This is a genomic window from Microcoleus sp. T3_A4 (assembly GCF_036700465.1).
Taxonomy (GTDB): Bacteria; Cyanobacteriota; Cyanobacteriia; order Cyanobacteriales; family Microcoleaceae; genus Microcoleus.
This window is the reverse complement of sequence record NZ_JAUBOY010000007.1, coordinates 49,084-71,422: the sequence shown is the minus strand read 5'-3', so window position 1 is coordinate 71,422 and position 22,339 is coordinate 49,084. Positions and strand designations below refer to the sequence as shown.

The following is a 22,339-nucleotide window of genomic DNA, read 5'->3' as shown; positions in this document are numbered from 1 at the left end:
ACTCATGACTAATGACTAATGACTCATGACTCATGACTCATGACTAATGACTAATGACTAATGACTTAACGCGCCACCTGCCGCATATACTCCCCCCACAACTGAGCGGCATTTGCACTACCTCCGGCAGTCGGAGAATTATCATCATTTCCCAACCAAACTCCTGTCACCAGTTGCTGACTCGGAATATAACCGACAAACCACAAATCTCTATTATCATTAGTCGTGCCTGTTTTTCCAGCTTCTCCCAACCCCAAAGCAGCACTGCTGCCCGTACCTCCCCGCACCACACCTTGCAGCATATCTGTCATCGTATCCGCTACGCCTTCCGAAACTAACTGCCGATTGGCAATGCCATCTTTTTGATAGTCATAAATCACCCGACAACTGTTAAAATCATTTCTATCTTTGCAATCGCTGCTGTCAATAATTCGCTTGATTACGTGGGGACGATTTCCCAAACCCCGATTGGCCAAAACCCCGAAAGCACCCGTTAATTGCAACACATTAACTTCACTTTCACCTAATACTAAACCAGGATTAGAACGCAGTTCAGAAGTAATCCCCAAACGCCTAGCCATTTGCACTACATTGTCTAAACCGACATCTTGTTGTGCTATTCGCAAAGCAATTGCATTTTCCGACAATGCCAAGCCGCGATACATATCAGTATTACCGCTGGTTCTTTCGCAACCACTATAACTTTGTCCTCCCCAGGAAAGGGGAGCGCAAGAATAAGTTTTATCGGGTGAGATTCCCCGTTCCAGGGCGGCTGCATAGGTGAAAATCTTAAATGTAGAACCAGGCTGTCTCAAAGCTTGAGTAGCCCGATTAAACTGACTTTTCAAGTAATCTACGCCCCCAACTAAAGCTAAGACTTCCCCGGTTGTACTATTGAGAGTTACCACGGCTCCTTGAGAAAAGCCAGCACTTGCTCCGGCATTTTCAACAGCATTTCTGAGGGAAGCTTCAGCCACTTTTTGCAGGCCGGGATTCAAACCTGTTTCTACAATGAAATTGCCTTCTCTGGCTAACTGCTCCCCCAGCAAAAACTCCAATTCGTCAAATACATAACTGTAGAAATAAGGAGCGATCGTACTTTGAAGATATTGGCGTGCTTTGGGATTGATCTCAATTCGCGATCGCCTTGCGCGATCGGCTTCTTCCTGAGAAATCGTCCCCAGTGCCCGCATCCGTTCGATCACTCGATCGCGATACTGCACCGCCAACTGATAATTTTGAATCGGATTAAAACTGTTGGGAGCAGGCAAAATCCCTGCCAAAGTTGCCGCCTCTGACAAAGTTAAATCCCTCGCCGACTTCCCAAAATAAAACCGAGCCGCATCCTCAAAACCGTAAAGGTCAATCCCCAAAAACACCCGATTTAAATAAGTCAGCAACAGCTCATCTTTGCTGTAATAATTCTCCAGTTTCAAGGCAACTACAGCTTCCCGTAACTTGCGCCCTGCCGAATCTTGAGTTCCCACATAATCTCGAAACAAACTCCTCGCTAACTGCTGCGTCACAGTGCTGCCGCCTTCGCGAATTCCTCCCCCGCGAACATTGGTCAAAAGCGCGCGCAAAACTCCGATCGGATCTACCCCCAAATGCCAATTGTAGCGGCTGTCTTCCGAAGCAAGTACCGCCTTGGATAAATAAGGTGAAAAATCCTGTAATTGCTTTAATTCTAAGTGAGCGTTATTCTGAGGAGGACGCAGGGGAGTTTGCCCATCGCGCGCGTAAACAATCACGGGGCCATTGATACTTCTTGGCAGAGGCCGCACTTGAAACTTTGTCGATTCCATGCCTACCAACACGGCAATCAAAGCGGTGATTCCACTGACGCTGTAAAAGCTGTAACGCACAAGTTGCAAATACCAAGGCGGCGGATATACGTACTGAATCCTGACAGCGGCGGCTAGTTCCGGCGGCCCTAAAGTGAACACGTCTCCGTGACGCAGGGACATACTTTTAACTCGCCTTTTGCCATTGTAAATGCCGTTTGTGGAGTCTTCATCTTTGATGACAAAAGGAGTCCGCCGCCGAGTATCGCGCGACAGAGATAAGTGTACGTGACTGACAACGGGATTGCGAACTACTATATCTGAAGATTTGGACGATCGACCTAACAAATATCGATCGCCCAACAGCGGATAAACCTCAGCTTTAGCTGCACCCGCATCCTGTACCCACAGTTCGGGTACTTTGGCGTTTGGTTTCAGCGCTAGCTGGTTAAAATTAACCTTGGCAATAGTCTGGACTGCTTGGGTAATCGCACCCAAGACGGTTTGAGGTTTGCGGGGTGGCGGCGGTGGGGTCATATTTCGCTGTGCACTACGATCGAGCGATCGGCTCTTGCACCATTCTACTCGCAACTTTTGGCTAATTTCACGATCGGCTCACACTCTCTTAGTGATCGTCGGCTAATGGCGATCGATTTTGGGGTTATTGGTGAACCCGCAATGCCAGCAGTTGATTGAGCAAATCTCCACCCAACCACCAAAAATCCCCATCTGACAACGCCGGATTAAATTCTCATATCAACTCCGCTAGCATCGGAATTGTAAAATCGAATTAACAGTCAATACTCAACTATCATTCAGTTTTTCGACCCCGAGTTAACACTCAACAGTCAACAGTCAACAGTCAACAATAATTCCGGTGTCACCGGAACTTATATCATAAACTGGCCAAAAAATTCACACTATCGATAACAGTTATCCCCCATTTACCAACACAATTTGCATAATTAAAACCCCCCTTGAAAAAGGGGGGTTTTAAGCCGAAAATCAGCTTGATTCTTCTTACATCGAAGAACCCAAACCGGCATAAGCACCGTAGAAGAAAAGACTCACAATGCTGAGAACACCGAGGCCTGCAACAGTAGCTACCAGCCACAAAGGAATTCTGCCACTTTCACTAAACATAGCCATCACCTCACTAATTTACAGCTAAACAAATTCGACGATCGAACTATCGAAAGCAAACTCAGACACCAGTTAATTAAAGAAATAACTGGAAAACAAAATACCCAAAACAAAAATCAGCAACAAACCCAAATACAAAGAAGTCCGGTTTAACTCAACAGGCTGCTCGTTGGGATTAGGAACGCGCTCAGGCATTGTAAACTCCTATCGTTGAATAAATTGCATTGCTGCGATCGCGCCCAAAAAGAAAATTGTTGGGACACCTAAAGTATGAACTGCCAACCAGCGCACCGTAAAAATCGGATACGAAATTGGCTCATTATTTGGGGTTCTGCTCGTCATTTTTCCAAATCCTTGTTAAATTACTTGGCAATGAACTGATCTACTTGTTTCTTAGCTTCAAAGCGATCCGAAATAATCGGCACTTCTTCCCGCTGCGGTGTGAAATACTGGTTAGGGCGAGGAGTTCCGAAAGCATCGTAAGCCAAACCCGTTTGCACAAACAGCCATCCAGCAATAAACAAAGCCGGAATGGTGATGCTGTGAATTACCCAATAACGGATACTTGTAATAATGTCCCCAAACGGACGTTCTCCAGTTGTACCAGCCATTTAGAATCCTCCTTTCAACAACAAATTGACAGACAATCTCTATTACTATTCTACTATCAAGCAGCTTGCGCTGAACCTTGATATTTAAGTAGAGTACCGCTCGCGCCGATCACAAATCCGCGATCGGGGCCCATAAAGACAATCCTGTAAAAATTAGCGGGAACATCTTCTACTTCGCGGTCTTTTAGCCAAGTTTTCCCGCCGTCCAAACTGCACAGCAAATTGCCGCCGCCACCGGCTACCCAAACTTCATTATCAGTCCGGTAAGCCATGTCCAGCAAACCCCAACTCGCCTTGCGATCGGGAAAAAACGGTTTTCCCCAACCTTCAGGATTGGACGGGTCGCTAAACTGAATCTGACCGCCGCGGGCGAGCATCCACAAACGCCCATCCTTGGTAAAGCCCATATTTTGCAAGCGGCGAGAACTATTGCGGTTGTGAGGTTCCCAAGCTTCTTGTCCTGGTTTCCACACCGAGTAGAAATTGCCCTTTGAGGAAACCGCAACATACTGCCCGTTTTCAGAACGGTTGATATTGCGAACTACCCCAAAAGAATCCTGCACGACAGCTTTCCAATTTTTGCCGCCGTCAGAAGTCCGGTAAATCGCCCCGACATCGGTCGTCATCTCGGCAGAATTCGGGCCCAAAGCCGCGATCGTACTCGGAGAACCGGGCAACTGAGAGCTCAAAGCAATCCGCGTCCAAGACTTGCCCTCATCTTCTGTATGGAGCAAAACAGAAGGCTGGCCGACAATCCAGCCTTCGGAACCCGAAAAACTCACCGATGCAAAACGCGACCTCGGATCGTCGATATCCAGTGCTACAGGCTTCCAGCTAGTACCACCGTCGAGCGTTTCGAGCAGAGTCGCCTCAGAACCCACAACCCAGCCGTGCTGAGGATTGCCCGTAAAGGCAATATCCTGCAAATTAGCTTCCGTCGGCAAGGAAATCACTTGCCAGGGGTTGTAACTCACAGAACCGATGGTGCTGCAACTCGTACAGATGAGCGCAGCCGCCAATAACATTACAATTCGTTGCCAAAATCTCACAATCGTTTTACTGCAAACCATACATACTAAGTAACAACAAGAAACCAACGACCAAGCCGCCAAAAATCAGCAAACTTTTCTGACCTTCGGTCATGCCGTTGACACCGACACCGTAGCGCTGATTTGCCTTAAATCCCGATACCCCTTCCTGCTGACCGAGATTTTGAAACACCGACTTGCGCGCCCCGCAAACGGGACAGACCCAAGTTTGGGGCAAATCTTCAAAAGCCGTGCCAGGGGCAATGTCATTTTTAGGATTCCCTTTTTTCGGATCGTAGACGTAGCCGCAGGCGCGGCACTCGTGCCGATCGAGGGTTTTGGTTTCAGTGGCTCGATCGCTCATAGCTCAAAAAGAGTAGGTAAGCTAATCTTAAAATATACATTAAAAATTATTGCAGAAGATGGAGGATTAATCTCAACTAACTCGTAATTTTAGCTACCCAAAATCTATATAATGTAACAGACAAGTTACAGAACCCTTTCACCTAGGCAGTAATTATTCACCGTGTTTGCACTCAGCGGCTACGAGTATTTCTTAGGCTTCCTGTTAATTTCCAGCCTAGTCCCTATCCTCGCCCTCACGGCGTCTAAGGTACTGCGGCCCAAAAGTCGTCCCTACGACCGACGCACTACCTACGAATCCGGCGTCGAGCCGATCGGCGGAGCCTGGATTCAGTTCAACATCAGATATTATATGTTCGCGCTAGTCTTCGTCATCTTCGACGTAGAGACCGTCTTCCTCTATCCTTGGGCGGTTGCTTTCAACCAGCTAGGACTGTTGGCTTTCATCGAAGCCTTGTTTTTTATCACGATCCTCGTTATTGCTCTTGTCTATGCATGGCGCAAAGGAGCCTTGGAATGGTCTTAAGTTCTGACAAATCACAAAAACCTCTAATTGTCAACCCCGCTATTCGCCCAGAAGTCACATCCGAATTATCAGAGAACGTCATTCTAACTACGGTTGATGACCTCTACAATTGGGCGAGACTTTCGAGCCTGTGGCCGCTGCTTTACGGTACCGCTTGCTGCTTCATCGAATTTGCAGCTTTGATCGGATCGCGCTTCGACTTCGACAGATTCGGCTTAGTACCGCGATCGAGTCCCCGACAAGCCGACCTGATCATCACCGCCGGCACAATTACCATGAAGTACGCCCCCATCTTGGTGCGGCTGTACGAACAAATGCCGGAACCCAAATACGTCATCGCGATGGGTGCTTGCACCATCACCGGCGGAATGTTCAGCGTAGACTCCACGACAGCAGTCAGAGGCGTTGACAAACTGATTCCCGTAGACGTGTACATCCCCGGGTGTCCCCCCCGCCCAGAAGCGATTATTGACGCAATTATCAAACTGCGGAAAAAAATCGCCAACGATTCCATGCAAGAACGGGCTAATTTGCTGCCAACCCACCGCTACTACACCAGACCCCACAAAATGAAAGTAGTAGACGACATTTTGGACGGCAAATATTTGTCAGTTCCGGGCCGGATGGCGCCACCGAAAGAATTGACCGAAGCAATGGGAATGCCAGTACCGCCGGCTTTGCTTGCAGGACAAAAACAGGAGGTAAACCGTGGCTGAGACAGAAACCTCAATTGTTGAAGCCGGGAAGGTTTCCCAGTGGTTGACTCAGAATGGCTTTGAACACGAAGCTTTAGCGGCCGATAATTTGGGCGTGGAGATATTAAAGGTCGATCGAGACTTCTTAATTCCGATGTCAACAGCACTGTATGCCTACGGGTTTAATTATATGCAGTGCCAGTGCGCCTACGACCAAGGGCCGGGAGAAGATTTAGTCAGCGTCTACCACTTGGCTAAGTTGACAGATAATGCTTCGCATCCCGAAGAAGTGCGCGTCAAAGTATTCATTCCCCGCGAAGATCCCAGAGTACCATCAGTCTACTGGATTTGGAAAGCGGCCGACTTTCAAGAGCGGGAATCCTACGATATGTACGGCATTGTCTACGAAGGACATCCGAATCTGAAACGGATTTTGATGAACGAAGATTGGGTAGGCTGGCCACTGCGGAAAGATTACATTTCCCCTGATTTCTACGAATTGCAAGACGCTTATTAAGGGAGTTTTGCCAGGGCGGGTTTAGAGCATAAATTGAACTTTTGGGGTTAACTTTTATGCTAAACTCGCCCTCAGTTTTTTGGCTAATTTTGATTTTTTAGCTGGTTCCTAGGCTCTGCCTGGGAACCGATGTCCAAAAACTCTATTTTCAAAAAAGTATTAGTATGGTTTACGAAACGGCTGGTTTAATAGCTTTACTAAGTATCGTAATAGTTTACCTGCAACTTCGCAGGGGTAAGAACAAACCAGAGGATAACAGACCCGAAGCACAAACAGTTGAGCTTAGGCAAATAAACCAGCACTTACAACAAGCAAATAACCTATTTACCGCCTTTATAGTTCAAATCCTGGCAAGATTTAAGCAAAAAGAGGCAGAACTTAAGGCAGCTACTACTGAGAACAATTCTTTGAAGCAGACGGTTCAAAGCCTACAACAACAGTTAGCAAGCGTTGAGAGCGAAAGAGATGAATTAAGGAAAATTTCAACAAATCTTCGTATTGAAAATATTTACTTTGAACAAAAAATTGAAGAACTAGAAGCTCATAAAAAAGTTCTTATTCAAGAATTGGGTGGTTCTCTCAGTAGTCAAGATATAGAGTTTATAACGTGGGAATTTTTAATCGAGAAAGTTAAAGAGGTTACTAGCCAGCTTAATGAAGTCATAGCCCAAAATCAATCACTCATTAAAACAAATACGGATTTACAGCAAGAAATAGACGTTCTGAGAAGAGAGTTAAATCAAGTTAAAGATAATAATACTAGATTGACACAAGATAATCTACAACTCCGAGCTAGCCAAAACTCTTTAGAGTCAGAAATAAGACGAGAACTAGACCGAGTTCAACCTTTAGAGATAGATAATAACCAGCTAGAGCAAGAAAAAACCCAATTAGAAAGAAAGCTTTATGAGTTAAATTCATTAAACTCCAATTCACCTCAATTAGAAACAAAAGTTAAGCAACTAGAAGAGAATGCCAGAGAGCTAGAAAAAGCCAAAATAAGTTGAGAGCTACAGCTAGAAAGAAAGGTTTATGAGTTAAATTCATTAAACTCCAATTCACGTCAATTAGAAACAAAAGTTAAGCAACTAGAAGAGAATGCCAGAGAGCTAGAAAAAGCCAAAATAAGTTTAGAGCTACAGCTTAAGGACGAGAGAAATAAAGTTGCACTTCTTGAGGAAAAAATTAAGAGTTTGGAAATTGAAAATGGGGATGAGGAAATTAATCTGCTGCTTGCAAAAATAGATCAACTAAACGAGATAATAAAAAGACTTCGAGATGGTCATCATGATGAAATAAATTTATTAAAATATTATAATAATTTAGTTTATTTCGTTCAAACATCTTTAGGAACTTCAGGTATAGAGGAATTAGATGATTGGGGAAAAACAGAAGAGTTTTACATAGAACTTATCAGTAGACTTTGTTTTATCGATACGATACTCGTAACTAAAATTAGATCCTTGGAATATAAATTACATCCCGTTTATAAGGAATATATTGCTGTGGGTTTAGCTGATAGGTTTAGCTATCCCGGTAAATTTTTGTTTTGGAGTAATGGCGAAATGTGGTCGGAACTAAGTTATTTCTTCAATAGTAAGTTGTAATTAAGAGTTTATAAATCTAACCGATGAGTTCCAACGATCGCAAAACAAAACTAGAATACGGGATGTTCAGACACCGTATTATAATGTAGTGCCGGGAGGTAATAAGAGTGGCAAAGAATACAATTAAATTACTAGATGTCGTTGCATTGACAGTTGACCTTCCTGAATACAATCTGTGGTGCGGACAAGTAGGGACTGTGGTTGAACTGTTGGCTGATGGTGCAGCGTTTGAGGTGGAATTTAGCGATCGCAACGGACGCACTTATGAATCTGTCGGGCTGTATCCAGAGCAAATCATGGTGTTGTATTTTGAGCCAGCATCACCTGATATAAAACCCGAAATGGTTACAGCATAAGCGGCACAACAACTTGCGGACTTTATAAAAAATGGAAATTTGTAACCGCAGATGCACGCAGATAAACGCAGATAGATAGATAGAGATATAATTTATATTATCGGTAATTCTGAAAACCTATGACTCAAGCTTTACCCAAACTCGTAAACTTCGAGGAATTTGTGGAGTGGCTGCCTGAAAATTCGGCGGTACGCTACGAACTGCATAATGGAGATATTGTTGAGATGGCACAACCAGTAGGCGAACACGAGGAAGTTAAAGGCTTTCTTGGCATCGAAATTCCTTTTGAAATCAAACGTCTGGGATTGCCATACAGTATCCCAAACCAAGTGATAGTTAGACCTCCTGAAAAAGATTCGGGTTATTTCCCTGATTTGTTGGTGCTAAATCGTGGAAATCTGGTGAACGAAACTTTATGGCAAAAACAATCTATCCTCAGTTTGGGTGCATCGATACCTTTGGTAATTGAGGTTGTGTCAACCAATTGGCGCGATGATTACTATTTGAAATATGCTGATTATGAAGAGATGGGTATCCCTGAATATTGGATTGTGGATTATGCTGCGTTGGGCGGACGCAATTTTATTGGCAATCCTAAACAACCGACAATTTCTGTCTGTAACTTGGTTGAGGGTGAATATCAAATCCTCAAGTTTCGAGATAATGACCGGATTGTGTCCCAAACTTTTCCCGATTTGAACCTCACTGCAAATCAGATTTTTCAAGCTGGTTTAGTGTAAGCTAATATCTTGCAGATTGGGAATATTTAACCGCAGATGCACGCAGATAAACGCAGATGAGTACACAGGAATTACTCACCAAAAGCAAAGAAACCGGGTTTTTGACAGTTTCTGCGGGTGTAACGAAGTATTTCGCAAAAAAACCCGGTTTCTGACTACTCGTGCGTCAGCCTTATAAACGTAAAATATTGTTTACGGTTCTTGCTGAATGATTAAACCGCAAAAAACACAGAGGATACAAAGTCAGAGTCAGAGATTTAGAGAGATGAATAATTTCTCTGTCAATGGATTTGAGATCGGAACATTTGTTATAGCAATCCGCGATAGCGAATAAACACCAACAGCACCGCCCACGATCCTAATGCGACTTTGACTGCAACCAGGATATTGAGCAAGGGGAGAATGCCACCGCTGAAAAGTGTGCCTAACTCTCCGTGCGGTAACTCATATCCTGACAGAGTGATAACGGACAATACAATGAAAACAAGTACCGAAACTTTCTCCAAAGTCGCCGCGTGCCAGCGCTGGTAGATTTCTTGCATCCACTGCGGTGATGAGGTAATCGCCACCAAGCCGATCGCAGTTCCCCCCGCTACACCCGCTGCAAAACCACCGCCTGGACTTAAATGCCCGCGAATTGCTAGTTCGATACCCACCAAGGCAGCAATCGTCGCTCCCAATCGCGCCAAAATAATCGATGGTTGATCGGTAAACTGATATATGGCGCAGGACGGACTTTCATTGGCTAGCATAAAACTTGCACCCAAGATGGCGATCGTAAATACTACTACTTCAAAGATCGTGTCGTACAGCCGATTTCGCAAAATGATACCGGAAACCGCATTGGATACTCCACTATCTTGAACAACCAATTCGACGATCGAACTTTGCTGCGATAAGTCCATTGTGGGATTAGCGATTAGCAGCATTTTGACAAACAGCGCTATTCCTGATAAAAAGTAAACCCACTTCATCAATGCTTGTCCTCTGCGTCTGGTGTATTTACATAGGTTAGGGTTGTCCCTGGTGATGAAAGTTCGGTTTGCATGATGTCGTAGACACGCCGAACTCTGATTGCGGTGTTATAAAGTTGCGCTTCGCCGCTGTGTTCTAGTTGGCCTTCTGGGGAACAAGCTGCATGAACTTCTTTTTCCATCAGCGCCCGCTGCAATGCCTGTGCACTCGCATAGGGAACCAGTTCCAGGCGCATATGGCGTTTCTGAAAAACTGTGCGGATGTCATCTATCAGTTGCTTAAAATGACCTGCGGTTTTGTCATTTGGTATAGCATCGCCCTCTGTCCCCTCTTCGATTACACCCAGACGCAGCACGAGGGATGAACGCACCGTCACTGCATAAAGTGTAATCGCCAGCAGGGTGCCCATCAAGGCTTCGGTCAAGCCCACATCCCCCGCGCCTAAAATTGTATACACCAAGGCCGCGATCGCTCCCAATACCCCCCGCAGTACCAATGCGTGGTATGGATTGACCTGAAATACCACCATACCAGCAGCTAACGGTAGCAGAGCGACGAGGACATAAATGTAGCTATTATCGTTCATAGTTACTCCCTGTTTTGGAACAATAGGCCAACACATATCCCAGCATGGTGTTCCAGATTGCTAAGCAAATGATCGCCAGAATCAGCAGGGGCCATTTACTGGGTATTTGCAGTAGCAATCCGACGACGATCGCGATCGAACCCAGCGTATCTGATACCGAAAGACTGTGCAGTTTATATAAAACCGATCGCTTCCCAAGTAGGAAAGAAGTACCCCAAAACCAGAAAAAAATCCCTATACCGATGCAGGTATAGCTCAATACATCTATTACGATCATGCTTCAGTGATACGTTTGATTATTTGTGCCAACAACATCAATCCAGCATTACCCACACTGAGGATAATCGCCGCCACCACACCGATCATCCAATCATCGCGCCAGACGGATATGACGAGAGCGATGATTGCCGCCTTGCTCGAAATACTGGCAAAGGCCAACATTGTCTGCCAGATATCATGATCTTTCCATACCTCGTACATGGGTATGAGCAGAGCCAGAATCATGGCAATTAAAATCAAGTTGTTCAAGTTGTTCAATTGTGTTCACTCCTGATTTTTTCTTACTTAGCTCAATCAAAATTATTCATTTCTCTCTTCTCTTCTCTGACTCTGCCTCAATAGCGGTTAAATCCTCAGAAACAAAGTTTAGCTATGTGTTTGATGTCCGTCGCACTCGGTGTACTTCGTAAAAACCCTCTTCGTGATATTTCACGACAATCGTCTTAGGAGTAAAAGTAATCAGGAAGACATCTAGGAATATCAGCAAGGGCGATCGATGGTTTGGCACTTTTTCCATGATCACATCTTCGTGTCTGTGGGGACGGAGGATGAGTTCAAACGCTTCTAAATAAGCTATAGGAATCGCCATGAAGATTTTACCCAACACCCCCAACCATTCCCTCAAAGGTTCCGGAGGTGCGTAGCTGCGCGGCAACAGGAAAGCAATGATGAAGCCGATCGCAATATTTGCCAAACTCAAATCGGCTGTCAGTAGAAACCAGATCGTCAGTCTTAATATTAGCTGTCCAATCATGTGGGTAATGCCATCCAGAATAGTAGGAGCGAAATTAAGCTCATAAAACCGACCAAATGATCGAATTCTTCAAGCATACGTGGCAGTTTGATTGCCGTGCGTTGAAAAATTAGAAAATAGGCTGACCAACCAACGCCGATGATGGCGATCGCCTTAAGCATATTTTCCAGCGTATAAGCCTGAAGATCAAAAGCATTGGCTCCAATCAGCCCAGCTAGTAACAGCAACACCGCAGGCCAAAAACCGGGTTTGGCTGCTGTTGGTCCGCCACGGGGTAGAAAGATGAATTTAGCAAAAGAGATTGCTGTTCCGACTGCTGCGACATTCATCGCGATCACTTGCCAGGAACCCAAATTCTTCACCGTCAACGCCTTTGCCCCAAAGCCAACTAACAAGGGAAAGCCAGAGATTGATAAGCTAGCTATGACTAAGGCAATCCAGATCTTGGTATCGATCGGCTTCTGTTTCAATTCTTTCAGATTACGACTCGGTAACGATCCTGCAATCAGAAACAGCGACGATTTGACCAAACCGTGGGCCAGCGCATAAAACCCACCCACGGACGGTGCAGCGAGGATAAAGCCCAACTGCGAAACCGTGTGAAAAGCCAACATCCGTTTGCTATCTTTTTCTAAAACGGCATAGAACACGCCCAGCAGCGCCGTCCCGACGCCAAAGATTTGGACGATGGGTGCCACCTCCTCCACCATCAGCGCACAGCGCACGAGGGGATATACCCCCGCTTTGACCACAATCCCTGACAGCAAAGCCGACACAGGCGTTTCTGCTTCCGAGTGAGTTAACGGTAGCCATAACCCCGATACAAACACACCTCCCTTAACCAAGAGTCCCATAAAGATCAGAGCGATCGCCTCTGGGGGTGCTGCGCCCAAGCCCGCAAAACTAAACGAATGACTTGCCTTATAAACCAGCACGGCACCGACTAGATAAAACAGCATTGCCGTGTTGCTAATAAATAGATAGCGCAAAGCCACCCAAATCGAGCGATCGGTGCGAGGATAGGCAATCAAGAGAAACGCCGCAATGCCGCTGACCTCTAACCCCACATATAAACTGATAAAGTCACTAGAGGCAAAGGCCGCATTCAGGCTGCCGTGTACCATCAGAATTTGTGCATAAAAAAATGCCGTCTTATCTGTGGGCCAACAGTAGATAATCACCGCTGCCGTGACTAAGGCATTGGTTAAGATGAAATAGCCGCTCAAGCGATCGACTAACAACGTGACACTGAAATTATCCAGTAACTCCAGCGTCACCGCTGACGGCATAACAAAAAGCTGGAACGCATAGGCAGCGGATGCGATCGCTCCGAATATTGCGAGATACTTGTCAAGCTTCGGAATCAAATAAATAGTAAACCCGACAAAAAACGGGAGTCCAATCCAGGCTAGCGTCAGGGTATTCATGGGGTATTATTCATCTCGATTTCGTTACTTTCTAATGTCGGATTATCTCGTGCCAGCTTCATCACACTGACCAGCATTAAAGCCTGAATCGAAAAGCCGATCACGATCGCCGTTAAGATCACCGCCTGGGGAACCGGATCGGCGTAATCGACGTTTTTGCCCTTTGAAATAATTGGTGTCAGCCAGCCTTCTCGCGATGCCACCACCACGTAATAGGCTATAACCCCTGTACTCATGACATCCATACAGACGATTTTCATGATCAGGTTCTTTTTGAAGATGATACCAAAAAATCCGCAAAATACTGTCGCCAATACCAATGCTTCTAACATGGAAATTGCCTGTTGGATAAGGGGTTTTTGTTATTATATTTGAAGAGACGTATATTATTTCTAATGAGACTTAGACATTTTCTAGCTGCTCAAAGACCTGAAAAGCTGTCTAGGTAAGGCAAAGAGTTTGATGCCCTGTCAGAGCTGAAACCCTTGTCAGCTCTGAACCGATCCCAATTCAACCTCAAACCCTTTACCTGTCAGCGTTTGCAGCCATTGTTGACGTGATTTTTGTTTAAGTCCCGTTAACGAATCTGTGGCCGACAACGAAGTCCGATCGTCCATCAAACTCGGTTTCAGACCACCCGTGCGTCCAGGAGTGTTCAATTTCACTGGGGCGAACGTCACTAAGTTCAATCATTCCGCAAAGCTGCGATCGGATCTAAGCGAGCCGCATTCCGAGCCGGCAATACTCCCGCCAATAAGCCTACAGTAAAAGATAGCCCAAAACCCGCCGCGATCGACCATACAGAAACCACAAACGGAAATTTGAACGCTGTCGAGGCCCCAAAGGCGATCGCAATTCCCAACCCAATACCCGCCGTTCCCCCCACCGTGGAAACTAAAATAGATTCGGCCATAAATTGAATGAGAATTGCTGCATTAGTAGCGCCTACCGCTTTGCGAATCCCGATTTCCTTAGTCCGTTCCACAACAGACACCAACATAATATTAGCAATACCGATACCGCCAACCACCAAAGAAATTCCGGCGATCGCGCCCACCATCACCGTAAATAAACCGATCACATTGCTGAAAGTATTAACTATCTCAGCTTGATTTACCACTCGAAAATCATCCGGTTGTGGCGGATAAATATTGTGGCGCAAGCGCATGATATTTTCCACTTGAAATTGAGCATCCGCTAAATCAGCTTCGCCCGCAGTTTCCAACCAAAAACCCGATATTGCAATCCCCGCTAAAGAATTTCTCCCCACAATCCGCGAAGACATATTTTTGAGGGGAATATACACTCGATCGTCCTGATCAGTTCCCCCTACAGACCCCTTAGTTTCCATCACTCCAATGACCTTGTAGCGGTTTCCCTGAATACGAATATCGGAGGATAGCGCATTAGCTCCGGCTCCAAAAAGTTCGTCTCGCACCTTAGAACCGAGGACAACTACAGGCTCAGCAGCATTCAATTCATCCTCGTTAAAAAACCGTCCTTCTTGGGGTTGAATGTTCTTCACATCGGGATAGTTTAAATCCGTCCCCAAAATCGAAGTAAATGAATTTTGTCCGCCGTAAACGACTTGCACTTGTCGCTGCAAATAAGCCGAAATTGCCTTAACTGCAGGAGCTTGTTTGCCGATCGCCTTAGCGTCATCCCAAGTCAGGGTACTAGCAGAACCGCTTCCCTGACTGACACCGCCCGATCGCGAAGCGCCGGATAAAACCAACAGCACATTTGTACCCAAAGCCTTTAACTGTTCTTCAGTTGATTTTTGTACTCCCTGTCCCACCGAAGTAATGGCAATTACCGAAGATATCCCAATAATTACGCCCAGCATAGTTAAACTGGTACGCAACTTATTATTCCACAGCGCCTCTGTCGCCATTAACGCGATTTGAACGTTAGAGATTTTGTTGGTACCGGGGCGAGTCTGTAATTTCATGTTGTTTGTTATTCATTATTTATTATTTGGTGGCAAATTCTAATAATTATGCCTAAATTGGTCTCTAATTTATCACCTGACGATGCAACCGGAAACGATATGATTTGTGGCACGATCCGCCGGGAGTTGAAACCCCCGTCTCATAGCTAAAGTCGGTTGAAACCGACTGAAAATTCGTCTGATGATGCAGCCGGAAACGATATGATTTGTGGCACGATCCGCCGGGGGTTGAAACCCCCGTCTCATAGCTAAAGTCGGTTGAAACCGACTGAAAATTCGTCTGAAACTGATGTAGATCAACTAACTCTTCAGTCCTCTTTCAGAGGACTTTCGCTATGAGACAGGGATTTCAATCCCTGGCGGACTCTACGACGAACCAACTAGCCCCGACTGCGCGGACTAACTAACGCAAGCGCGTTCCCCCACCCGGTTGCAAACCCGGAATCCCGCCCGGCGATGGATTTTGGGATCTAGGCCGCAATCCCGGAGGGAAACTAAGCAGCACTTTTTCATTTCCTTTCAAACCCGATCGCACTTCCGTCTTATCATCCACCGTCATACCAGTCTTAATCGGCATAAAAGCAGGTTTACCATCTTCTCCACCCGCAACAAAAACCCCCGTTTCCCTTTGTTGGCGGACAATTGCCGCAGTCGGAACTACCAAAACATTTTTAAGTTCACCAGCCTTAAACTCAACATTCACATTCATGCCCGATCGCAGGATTTGTTTATCATCATTAATAATTGCCGCTTTTACCTCAAAACTTGTCACATTTTGCTGGACGATCGACTGAGGCGAAATTTGAGTGATTTTACCTGTAAAAGTCTTTCCCGCAAAAGCATCGGCTTGAATAGACGCAGCCTGGCCCATCCGAATCTGAGAAATATTAGTTTCTGCTACGTTTGCTACTAATTGATTTTTGGAAGCTAAGGACAAAATCGAAGAAGAAGTCGCCGAAGAAACCGCACTACCTGCCGTCGTGGGAGTCACAAAAGCGCCCGGATCGGCGTACTTGCGGGTAACAGTGCCGGTGAAAGGAGCCCGCAGTACAGTGTCGTTAACCTGCGCTTGAACGCTTTGCAGGCTGCCTCTAGCGGCGAGAACTTGAGCGCGGGCTTGGGCGATGTCTTCCGGGCGAGAACCGGCTTCTAGTAGCGCCAAAGCTTGCTGTTTTTGCTCGACGGCGGCCTGCCCCCCAGCGATGTCTTCCGGCCGTGCGCCCGATCGCGCCAGGGCCAAAGCTTGCCGTTTTTGCTCCACAGCGGCCCGCCCCGCAGCGATTTCTTCCGGGCGTGCCCCCGATCGCGCCAGGGTCAAAGCTTGCCGTTTTTGCTCCACAGCAGCCCGCGCAGAAGCGATTTCTTCGGGGCGAGCACCCGCTTGCAGCAAAGCTACAGCTTGTTCGGCTTGCCTGACTTGCGTTTGAGATCGATCGCGCGCCGTGCGGGAGTTGTTGACAACTTGCAAAGCAATGGCTCCAGCATTATAGAGTTCCTGATTTCTCTGAAAGTCTTCCTCTGCTTGGTTTTTGGCGTATTCGGCATCTCTGAGTTGGGCGATCGCTTGTGCGATGTCTTCAGGGCGATTGCCCTTAAGCAATTTTTGTAAATTTGCCTGTTGTTCAGCTAGTTGTGCCTCAGCTACGGCAATATCTTGGGTTCGATTGCCGTTGAGCAATTTTTGCAACGTTGCCTGTTGTTCTGCTAACGCTGCCTCAGCTACAGCAATGTCTTGGGTGCGATTGCCGTTGACCAATTTTTCCAGACTTGCCTGTTGTTCTGCTAACACTGCCTTAGCCACAGCAATATCCTGCGATCGAGTGCCGTTGACCAATTTTTCCAGGTTTGCTTCTGCGGCTGCGAGTTGTCCGCGAGTTTGGGTAAGTTGGCCTTGGAGGTTGGAGTCATCCATGTAGGCGAGAATCTGCCCTTGTTCAACCTTATCTCCTTCCTTGACAAGCAAACTTTTGAGCATTCCTGAAGTTTTGGGGCTGACGTTAACGGAACGTTCGGGCACAATTGTGCCGTTTGCCGAAATTGTAATCGGCAGGTTCACCCTTTCGACAGCAACGGTTTTTTCCCTGCCTCTGGTTTCGCGGCTGGATTTGACTGTTAACTGGCTGTAAGCTGTGTAGCCGACTCCTGCAAGCAGGGATGTGGCCAGGAGTCCGCTAAGCCACGGAGTCAGCTCTTTTTTAATCTGAAAGTGCTTTACTAAGTACATATAAATTAGACCGATCGGGCGTCTGTTCAATTTAGACCCATCGGGAACCGAAAACGTTCAATTTAAGTCTCATCGAGTTTTTGCGTTTGTGGTGGCGCCAAGTCACTCACAGTCCTGGACGACTTAAACATGACTCTAGAGAAAGAACCTCACGCTAAAATTTATCCCACCTTTGGCACCAGCGAGCGTGTCACACCACGACTTTTGGGATGAGTGAGCATTTTGGGCTGGCGATCGCGAAGCATAAATAATTGTTAACAATACTTCGGACAGTTTTTGATTGCCAACCGTAGAATAAGGGTTTCAAGGCGATTCGGCGATCGAACTACCAACGGAAAATCGAGGGTTTCAGCCTAAGAACTAAAAACAGTCCGGACTATTGAAGCGATCGAGGTATAACAAATCATTGGAGCGGACAAACACCTATGATTTTAGTCAAGCTGAAGTTATCGGTGAGCGCAAAGCATAAATAATTGTTAAGCGATCGATGCCTAAAGAATCATTGGATCTGACAAACTCGCAATATTTGAGGTTTGAGTCAGAGGCGATCGTTTTCCGCTCAATTTAGGCGTTAGGTTGCAGTTATTTCAAGATACAGATGTTCCCTTAAAGTCATTGGGTAGTGATATATGGCTGAAATTAATAACAGAAATAAATTAAGTCAAAAATTTTCTAATTGCTTTGAAAACCAGCTTAAACCCATCGTGCAGTTCTTGATATATTTAAGAGTGCCTCTGACAGTTGCAATCGCAGCTTGGTATTTTTTTACCCAGATCGATCAAACCATTGAGGTCTATCGTGTAATTGCTTTCGATAAGAATGTATCTCAGGCAGTTTTTTCTACAGTATTTGTTGTTTTGCTTTCACTTGGTGTGTGGTTCGCGGCACGTTTACATGAGAAATGCTATGAAGCTCGTCTTCCTGAATTCTACAAGCCAAAATTCGATTGCTTCTACAAAAATGCACCTCGTTTGCTAGGTGCTATACCACTGGGTAGCCTTGCTTATGGCAATTGGGCTACCCAAAACACATTGCATAACTTATCAGATCCTACTCCCAAAAATTTTTTGCTAGTGTGGATGTTTAGCAATATAGTTTTATTAGTAATTTTATCTTATTTAATAATAAAACGTATTGAAATTTTAAAAGACTCAAAGTGCCTAGGTTCCTTTGCCTCTAATAAGAAGGGGGAAGGTCTATTTGGGCAAAAATTTGAAAATATCTTTGTTAATCTAGCCTGCTTTGTTTTTATTGTTTTATCTTTGCCTATGATCGTGGCAGCAAAAGATTCACAGTTGTCTTTTGGTTTAGTTGCGGTTTTTCTGTTGCTCGTATTTTTTAATGTGGCGCTGTTTTCTTGGCAACACACGGTAAAATCACGAATTACAGTTGTTAGGACTTGTTCAATTTCTCTGCTGGCCTCCCTCGCATTAGGGTTGATATTGCCTCCAACATTTCTTCCAGATCGGCTGGGTTCAATTAGTGTGGTGGCAATATCATTGGCGATTGTGGTGGTTGTTTTTTCAACAATTTACGACTGGGGTCTGCAAACCAAAATACCTGGGATTACGATTCTCATCGTGTTGATTGTTGTTTCTAGCAATTTTAATTTTAATGACAATCATCGCTTTCGACAGTTTAGCAAACCCGAAAAGTCAGTCCTTCCAGCTTTAGAATCTAGTTTTCAGCAATGGTTAGCTAATCGCCCCGATCTCGATCAATTCTCAAATAAACCCTATCCTGTCTATATCGCTGCGGCTCAAGGTGGGGGTATCTATGCCGCTTATCATGCAGCGACAGCCTTCACAAAGGTAACAGAATATTTTCCAAGTTTTCCTCAGCATATATTTGCAATCAGTAGTGTTTCTGGCGGTAGCTTGGGGGCTTCTGCCTTTTCAAGTTTGGTGAAATTTGGTGGAATTAGTGGTAAATCCCTTAGCCAAACGGCTAGCAAACTGTTTAGCAGTGACTTGCTTACGCCCCTCCTAACGATGGGGCTATTCCCTGACCTGATTCAACGATTTATCTTTTTCCCAATATACGATTGGGATCGGGGAAGAGGTCTGGAAGTTGCGTTTGAAAAAGCTTGGGATAAGCTGTCTCTTCCAAATCAAGATAATCCCTTGCGGCAGTCTTTTTACCAACACTGGCAGCCCCAGGGCATCGCCCCTGCACTGGTTCTCAACACAACTGTTGTCGAAACTGGCGATCGCCTGGTGATCAGCCCCTTTCAGATTAACTTGCCCAACAAAGAAAATATTGCCATTGATGAACCCGATCTAGATTTGAAACTGAGTACAGCGGCTGGCCTCAGTGCTCGTTTTCCCTACTTCACCCCTGTAGGGTGGTACCAACGCAGTAAGGACAAAAGTAAATTGCATTTGGCTGATGGCGGTTATTTTGATAATTCTGGTATTCCTACTGCTTTGGACATTGGGCGCAGCTTACAGCGACTTAAGGGTTACGGAACAACCTTTGAAATTGTCTACCTATCCTTAATTGATGGGCAATTTAACGAGCCTACAACTCAACTCAAGAGTGAAGGACTGAACGAGGCTTTATCGCCAGTTCGTGCCTTGTTTAGTGCGCGCAAGTCCCGCAGCCGTAGTGCTGTTGAGTTGTCTACATTCACGGTCAATGATGGGATTGATGATCCACTCAAATATAAATTCAGAACCTTGTTCCTGAAAAAGTCAGGTGATGGCGTTAAGTTGCCTCTGGGTTGGCTCATCTCTAAGCACTCAAGGGACTTTATCGATCAGCAGACACCTGACCCCAAAGCAAGACCCTGTGATATCAAAAAATTCCGACAAGCCATTGCAAACGGTCGGGTGGTTATGGATGACAATCATAACCTTTGTGTGATCACATCGATTGGCAACGATTTGAGTTAGATTAAGCTAATGTCTAGCCATCTACACCTACTGTCTATTTACCAAAGGCGGAGCGTGGAATCCTTAAGCTAACGGCGCAACCTAACAATTCGGTTGGAGTGGATTGTTGAAAGTTGCTGGTGGTGCTACGAGTGTTATTTGCAACAGCTCAACCGGAACTTTATACTACCAGCGAAAAGTCCGTTGAGCTTGTCGGTGTCAGTTCTAGATAAGGCAAGCAATAATAGTTGGCTTTGTTGTTAAGTTTGGAAAGGTTAAAAGCGATCGCAAAACACAAATAATTGTTAAGCAAAAAGTCTTTTTGTCTGCGATCGCATCGATCGAACTTTTCAAAAGTTCGATCGCCAATTGCCTACTCAACAAACAGCCACTACACCCAACTCTGTAATCGCCGCCTCCGGGCCCACCAAAGAAACATAGGGTTCTACAAAATATTTCTTAGCAGCATCCCGCGCTTCTGAAGCTGTCACCTGTGCAATTTCTTCTTGAAATTGCTGGTCAAATTTAATTCCCAATCCCAAAATTTCGTACCAACCTAAAACTTGGGCAATTTGCGAATTAGTTTGTTTTCCTAAAGCATATTGACCGAGCATTTTATTCTTGCAAGCTTGCAATTCTTCCTCGCTTAGTTCGGTGTTGGCGAGTCGATCGACTTCTGCACGCAATCCTTCAAAAGCAGTCGTTGTATTTTCCGGCGCAGTACCCATGTACACAACAAACTGAGCCGTGTCCAAGCGCGTCGCATACAGCGCGGAAACGTCGTAAGCCAAGCCCCGCTTTTCCCGCAATTCCACAAACAATCGGCTCGACAAACCGTTACCCAAATAAGTATTCAGCAACTTAATCGCTGCGTAATCGGGATTTCTGACCGAGGGTGCCAGGTAGCCCAGCATAATCACTGATTGCTGCGTATCTTGCGCCGTAACGACCGATTCAGGGGAGGGTGACAGGGGGGGGACGGTTAAAGTTGGCAGGGGTGTTAAAGGCGCTTTCCAGTCCCCAAAAGTTCGATCGATCAGGGCGATCGCATCTTCGGTGGATATTCTGCCGGCTACCGAAATAACTACATTATCGGGACGGAAATAGGTTTTGTGGAACTGTTCGAGCTCGTTTCTGGTGAGCTTTGACATGGTAGCTTCCGTGCCCAAGGGAGAAAAAGCATAGGGGTGTTCCTGGTACATAGCGTGCCGCAATTGCTCGAAGGCGATCGCAAATGGCTGTTCTTGTTGCGATCGAATTGCCGATATGGCAATGCGGCGTTCAAGTTCGACTTCAGCTTCCGGGAAATTGGGCGATCGGGTCAATTGCGCCGCTAACTCCAAAATCTCCTCAAAATCCGCAGAAACCGTCTTCAAACTCACTAAAAAATAGTCTGTAGTAGAGTCGGCACTCAACCTCGCTCCCACCGATTCTACACGCTCGGCAATTTCCAGCGAAGACAGTTGATCGGTTCCCTTAGTCATTACCGCCGACAGCAAGTGACACAATCCTGCTTGTTCCGGCTGCACGTAGCGACTGCCGGCCCGCAGGAATATCCTAGCTGCAATAATATCTGCTGCTGGATTTTCTGCTGCTAAGACAACAATACCGTTGTCTAAAACCGTGCGCTGGATTTCATTTTTCATTGAATTCTTTGTTAACTGTTGACTGTTGACTGTTGGCTGTTCGCTATTGGCTGTTGACTGTTCGCTGTTGATTGTTGACCACAGTAACAGATACATTTAACCCGGTAAATCTAGGAATCCACCTAAATCTACTTTGTATGACATATGCTTAATATGCTTAAAACGATGATGACTTAATGTAACCATCGCTCTTGCTATTTTAGCTGCAAGTCTTCTCTTACCTTTTTTCAATTAATCGTCAACCGTCAACCGTT

General features: G+C 45.7%; 26 protein-coding genes. 8 read left to right on the top strand and 18 right to left on the bottom strand.

The window, feature by feature from the left end:
* Nucleotides 1–65 precede the first annotated feature (65 nt).
* From QUA07_RS05995 to QUA07_RS05965, 7 genes are all read right to left on the bottom strand, one after another.
* Nucleotides 66–2,321, bottom strand: coding sequence for a transglycosylase domain-containing protein (locus QUA07_RS05995; RefSeq protein ID WP_333323364.1), 2,256 nt, complete (start codon nucleotides 2,319–2,321; stop codon nucleotides 66–68).
* A 483-nt stretch (nucleotides 2,322–2,804) separates the two neighbouring features.
* Nucleotides 2,805–2,927 (bottom strand): photosystem II reaction center protein J, encoded by a 123-nt coding sequence (locus QUA07_RS05990; protein ID WP_006635506.1) that lies wholly within the window; start codon nucleotides 2,925–2,927, stop codon nucleotides 2,805–2,807.
* A 72-nt stretch (nucleotides 2,928–2,999) separates the two neighbouring features.
* Nucleotides 3,000–3,122 carry a photosystem II reaction center protein L gene (locus tag QUA07_RS05985; protein WP_015176850.1) on the bottom strand — a complete coding sequence of 41 codons (123 nt, stop codon included), beginning with the start codon at nucleotides 3,120–3,122 and terminating at the stop codon, nucleotides 3,000–3,002.
* A 9-nt stretch (nucleotides 3,123–3,131) separates the two neighbouring features.
* Entirely contained in the window at nucleotides 3,132–3,269 is a 138-nt protein-coding gene (psbF, locus tag QUA07_RS05980) for a cytochrome b559 subunit beta (protein WP_006635504.1), read from the bottom strand.
* Between the two features lie 20 nt (nucleotides 3,270–3,289).
* Entirely contained in the window at nucleotides 3,290–3,538 is a 249-nt protein-coding gene (psbE, locus tag QUA07_RS05975) for a cytochrome b559 subunit alpha (RefSeq protein ID WP_006635503.1), read from the bottom strand.
* Nucleotides 3,539–3,594: 56 nt separating this feature from the next.
* Nucleotides 3,595–4,608 carry a photosynthesis system II assembly factor Ycf48 gene (locus QUA07_RS05970; protein ID WP_333323362.1) on the bottom strand — a complete coding sequence of 338 codons (1,014 nt, stop codon included), beginning with the start codon at nucleotides 4,606–4,608 and terminating at the stop codon, nucleotides 3,595–3,597.
* Entirely contained in the window at nucleotides 4,595–4,930 is a 336-nt protein-coding gene (locus tag QUA07_RS05965; RefSeq protein WP_333323360.1) for a rubredoxin, read from the bottom strand. The genes QUA07_RS05970 and QUA07_RS05965 overlap by 14 nt, the downstream gene beginning before the upstream one ends.
* A 162-nt stretch (nucleotides 4,931–5,092) precedes the next feature.
* Between QUA07_RS05965 and ndhC the strand changes: the two genes are divergently transcribed.
* From ndhC to QUA07_RS05930, 7 genes are all read left to right on the top strand, one after another.
* Nucleotides 5,093–5,455, top strand: coding sequence for a photosynthetic/respiratory NAD(P)H-quinone oxidoreductase subunit C (gene ndhC / locus QUA07_RS05960; RefSeq protein WP_006635500.1), 363 nt, complete (start codon nucleotides 5,093–5,095; stop codon nucleotides 5,453–5,455).
* Nucleotides 5,446–6,171, top strand: a complete 726-nt coding sequence (gene ndhK / locus QUA07_RS05955; protein ID WP_333084553.1) for a photosynthetic/respiratory NAD(P)H-quinone oxidoreductase subunit K — start codon at nucleotides 5,446–5,448, stop codon at nucleotides 6,169–6,171. Before ndhC ends, ndhK begins: the two co-directional genes overlap by 10 nt.
* Nucleotides 6,164–6,667: an NAD(P)H-quinone oxidoreductase subunit J gene (locus QUA07_RS05950; protein ID WP_333084555.1), complete on the top strand. Its 504-nt coding sequence runs from the start codon at nucleotides 6,164–6,166 to the stop codon at nucleotides 6,665–6,667. Before ndhK ends, QUA07_RS05950 begins: the two co-directional genes overlap by 8 nt.
* 164 nt (nucleotides 6,668–6,831) lie before the next feature.
* Nucleotides 6,832–7,674 (top strand): hypothetical protein, encoded by an 843-nt coding sequence (locus QUA07_RS05945; RefSeq protein ID WP_333323358.1) that lies wholly within the window; start codon nucleotides 6,832–6,834, stop codon nucleotides 7,672–7,674.
* Between the two features lie 186 nt (nucleotides 7,675–7,860).
* Complete coding sequence (locus QUA07_RS05940) at nucleotides 7,861–8,274, top strand: hypothetical protein (protein ID WP_333323357.1); 414 nt, start codon at nucleotides 7,861–7,863, stop codon at nucleotides 8,272–8,274.
* A 107-nt stretch (nucleotides 8,275–8,381) separates the two neighbouring features.
* A complete protein-coding gene (locus QUA07_RS05935; protein WP_333323355.1) occupies nucleotides 8,382–8,630 on the top strand; it encodes a DUF4926 domain-containing protein in 249 nt (82 codons plus the stop codon).
* Between the two features lie 119 nt (nucleotides 8,631–8,749).
* Nucleotides 8,750–9,370 (top strand): Uma2 family endonuclease, encoded by a 621-nt coding sequence (locus tag QUA07_RS05930; RefSeq protein WP_333323353.1) that lies wholly within the window; start codon nucleotides 8,750–8,752, stop codon nucleotides 9,368–9,370.
* Nucleotides 9,371–9,678: 308 nt separating this feature from the next.
* Here QUA07_RS05930 and QUA07_RS05925 read toward each other — a convergent pair whose 3' ends face one another.
* From QUA07_RS05925 to QUA07_RS05880, 10 genes are all read right to left on the bottom strand, one after another.
* Nucleotides 9,679–10,344, bottom strand: coding sequence for a Na(+)/H(+) antiporter subunit B (locus tag QUA07_RS05925; RefSeq protein ID WP_333323352.1), 666 nt, complete (start codon nucleotides 10,342–10,344; stop codon nucleotides 9,679–9,681).
* Nucleotides 10,344–10,931: a DUF4040 domain-containing protein gene (locus QUA07_RS05920; RefSeq protein WP_333323350.1), complete on the bottom strand. Its 588-nt coding sequence runs from the start codon at nucleotides 10,929–10,931 to the stop codon at nucleotides 10,344–10,346. Before QUA07_RS05920 ends, QUA07_RS05925 begins: the two co-directional genes overlap by 1 nt.
* Nucleotides 10,921–11,208: a monovalent cation/H(+) antiporter subunit G gene (locus tag QUA07_RS05915; protein WP_333323348.1), complete on the bottom strand. Its 288-nt coding sequence runs from the start codon at nucleotides 11,206–11,208 to the stop codon at nucleotides 10,921–10,923. Before QUA07_RS05915 ends, QUA07_RS05920 begins: the two co-directional genes overlap by 11 nt.
* On the bottom strand, nucleotides 11,205–11,435 hold the full coding sequence (locus QUA07_RS05910; RefSeq protein WP_333323479.1) for a hypothetical protein: 231 nt from the start codon (nucleotides 11,433–11,435) through the stop codon (nucleotides 11,205–11,207). The genes QUA07_RS05915 and QUA07_RS05910 overlap by 4 nt, the downstream gene beginning before the upstream one ends.
* A 145-nt stretch (nucleotides 11,436–11,580) precedes the next feature.
* Entirely contained in the window at nucleotides 11,581–11,964 is a 384-nt protein-coding gene (locus tag QUA07_RS05905) for a Na+/H+ antiporter subunit E (RefSeq protein WP_333323347.1), read from the bottom strand.
* Nucleotides 11,961–13,391 carry a cation:proton antiporter gene (locus QUA07_RS05900; protein WP_333323345.1) on the bottom strand — a complete coding sequence of 477 codons (1,431 nt, stop codon included), beginning with the start codon at nucleotides 13,389–13,391 and terminating at the stop codon, nucleotides 11,961–11,963. Before QUA07_RS05900 ends, QUA07_RS05905 begins: the two co-directional genes overlap by 4 nt.
* Nucleotides 13,388–13,723, bottom strand: a complete 336-nt coding sequence (locus QUA07_RS05895) for a cation:proton antiporter subunit C (protein ID WP_333323344.1) — start codon at nucleotides 13,721–13,723, stop codon at nucleotides 13,388–13,390. The genes QUA07_RS05900 and QUA07_RS05895 overlap by 4 nt, the downstream gene beginning before the upstream one ends.
* Before the next feature lie 156 nt (nucleotides 13,724–13,879).
* Complete coding sequence (locus tag QUA07_RS05890) at nucleotides 13,880–14,050, bottom strand: hypothetical protein (RefSeq protein ID WP_333323343.1); 171 nt, start codon at nucleotides 14,048–14,050, stop codon at nucleotides 13,880–13,882.
* 26 nt (nucleotides 14,051–14,076) lie between these two features.
* The gene (locus QUA07_RS05885) at nucleotides 14,077–15,342 is read right to left on the bottom strand and encodes an ABC transporter permease (protein WP_333323342.1); all 1,266 of its coding nucleotides are present in this window, start codon (nucleotides 15,340–15,342) and stop codon (nucleotides 14,077–14,079) included.
* Between the two features lie 403 nt (nucleotides 15,343–15,745).
* On the bottom strand, nucleotides 15,746–17,566 hold the full coding sequence (locus QUA07_RS05880; RefSeq protein ID WP_333323341.1) for an efflux RND transporter periplasmic adaptor subunit: 1,821 nt from the start codon (nucleotides 17,564–17,566) through the stop codon (nucleotides 15,746–15,748).
* Between the two features lie 629 nt (nucleotides 17,567–18,195).
* Here QUA07_RS05880 and QUA07_RS05875 point away from each other — a divergent pair.
* On the top strand, nucleotides 18,196–20,460 hold the full coding sequence (locus tag QUA07_RS05875; RefSeq protein WP_333323340.1) for a patatin-like phospholipase family protein: 2,265 nt from the start codon (nucleotides 18,196–18,198) through the stop codon (nucleotides 20,458–20,460).
* Nucleotides 20,461–20,816: 356 nt separating this feature from the next.
* On the opposite strand, the gene QUA07_RS05870 is transcribed toward QUA07_RS05875, so the two are convergent.
* On the bottom strand, nucleotides 20,817–22,085 hold the full coding sequence (locus QUA07_RS05870; protein WP_333323338.1) for a pitrilysin family protein: 1,269 nt from the start codon (nucleotides 22,083–22,085) through the stop codon (nucleotides 20,817–20,819).
* Nucleotides 22,086–22,339 lie beyond the last annotated feature (254 nt).

Coding starts and splice junctions, on each gene's coding strand:
- QUA07_RS05995 (WP_333323364.1), bottom strand. CDS start 2,321: ATGACCCCACCGCCGCCACCCCGCAAACCTCAAACCGTCTTGGGTGCG.
- QUA07_RS05990 (WP_006635506.1), bottom strand. CDS start 2,927: ATGTTTAGTGAAAGTGGCAGAATTCCTTTGTGGCTGGTAGCTACTGTT.
- QUA07_RS05985 (WP_015176850.1), bottom strand. CDS start 3,122: ATGCCTGAGCGCGTTCCTAATCCCAACGAGCAGCCTGTTGAGTTAAAC.
- psbF (WP_006635504.1), bottom strand. CDS start 3,269: ATGACGAGCAGAACCCCAAATAATGAGCCAATTTCGTATCCGATTTTT.
- psbE (WP_006635503.1), bottom strand. CDS start 3,538: ATGGCTGGTACAACTGGAGAACGTCCGTTTGGGGACATTATTACAAGT.
- QUA07_RS05970 (WP_333323362.1), bottom strand. CDS start 4,608: ATGGTTTGCAGTAAAACGATTGTGAGATTTTGGCAACGAATTGTAATG.
- QUA07_RS05965 (WP_333323360.1), bottom strand. CDS start 4,930: ATGAGCGATCGAGCCACTGAAACCAAAACCCTCGATCGGCACGAGTGC.
- ndhK (WP_333084553.1), top strand. CDS start 5,446: ATGGTCTTAAGTTCTGACAAATCACAAAAACCTCTAATTGTCAACCCC.
- QUA07_RS05945 (WP_333323358.1), top strand. CDS start 6,832: ATGGTTTACGAAACGGCTGGTTTAATAGCTTTACTAAGTATCGTAATA.
- QUA07_RS05930 (WP_333323353.1), top strand. CDS start 8,750: ATGACTCAAGCTTTACCCAAACTCGTAAACTTCGAGGAATTTGTGGAG.
- QUA07_RS05925 (WP_333323352.1), bottom strand. CDS start 10,344: ATGAAGTGGGTTTACTTTTTATCAGGAATAGCGCTGTTTGTCAAAATG.
- QUA07_RS05920 (WP_333323350.1), bottom strand. CDS start 10,931: ATGAACGATAATAGCTACATTTATGTCCTCGTCGCTCTGCTACCGTTA.
- QUA07_RS05915 (WP_333323348.1), bottom strand. CDS start 11,208: ATGATCGTAATAGATGTATTGAGCTATACCTGCATCGGTATAGGGATT.
- QUA07_RS05910 (WP_333323479.1), bottom strand. CDS start 11,435: ATGATTCTGGCTCTGCTCATACCCATGTACGAGGTATGGAAAGATCAT.
- QUA07_RS05905 (WP_333323347.1), bottom strand. CDS start 11,964: ATGATTGGACAGCTAATATTAAGACTGACGATCTGGTTTCTACTGACA.
- QUA07_RS05900 (WP_333323345.1), bottom strand. CDS start 13,391: ATGAATACCCTGACGCTAGCCTGGATTGGACTCCCGTTTTTTGTCGGG.
- QUA07_RS05895 (WP_333323344.1), bottom strand. CDS start 13,723: ATGTTAGAAGCATTGGTATTGGCGACAGTATTTTGCGGATTTTTTGGT.
- QUA07_RS05885 (WP_333323342.1), bottom strand. CDS start 15,342: ATGAAATTACAGACTCGCCCCGGTACCAACAAAATCTCTAACGTTCAA.
- QUA07_RS05880 (WP_333323341.1), bottom strand. CDS start 17,566: ATGTACTTAGTAAAGCACTTTCAGATTAAAAAAGAGCTGACTCCGTGG.
- QUA07_RS05875 (WP_333323340.1), top strand. CDS start 18,196: ATGGCTGAAATTAATAACAGAAATAAATTAAGTCAAAAATTTTCTAAT.
- QUA07_RS05870 (WP_333323338.1), bottom strand. CDS start 22,085: ATGAAAAATGAAATCCAGCGCACGGTTTTAGACAACGGTATTGTTGTC.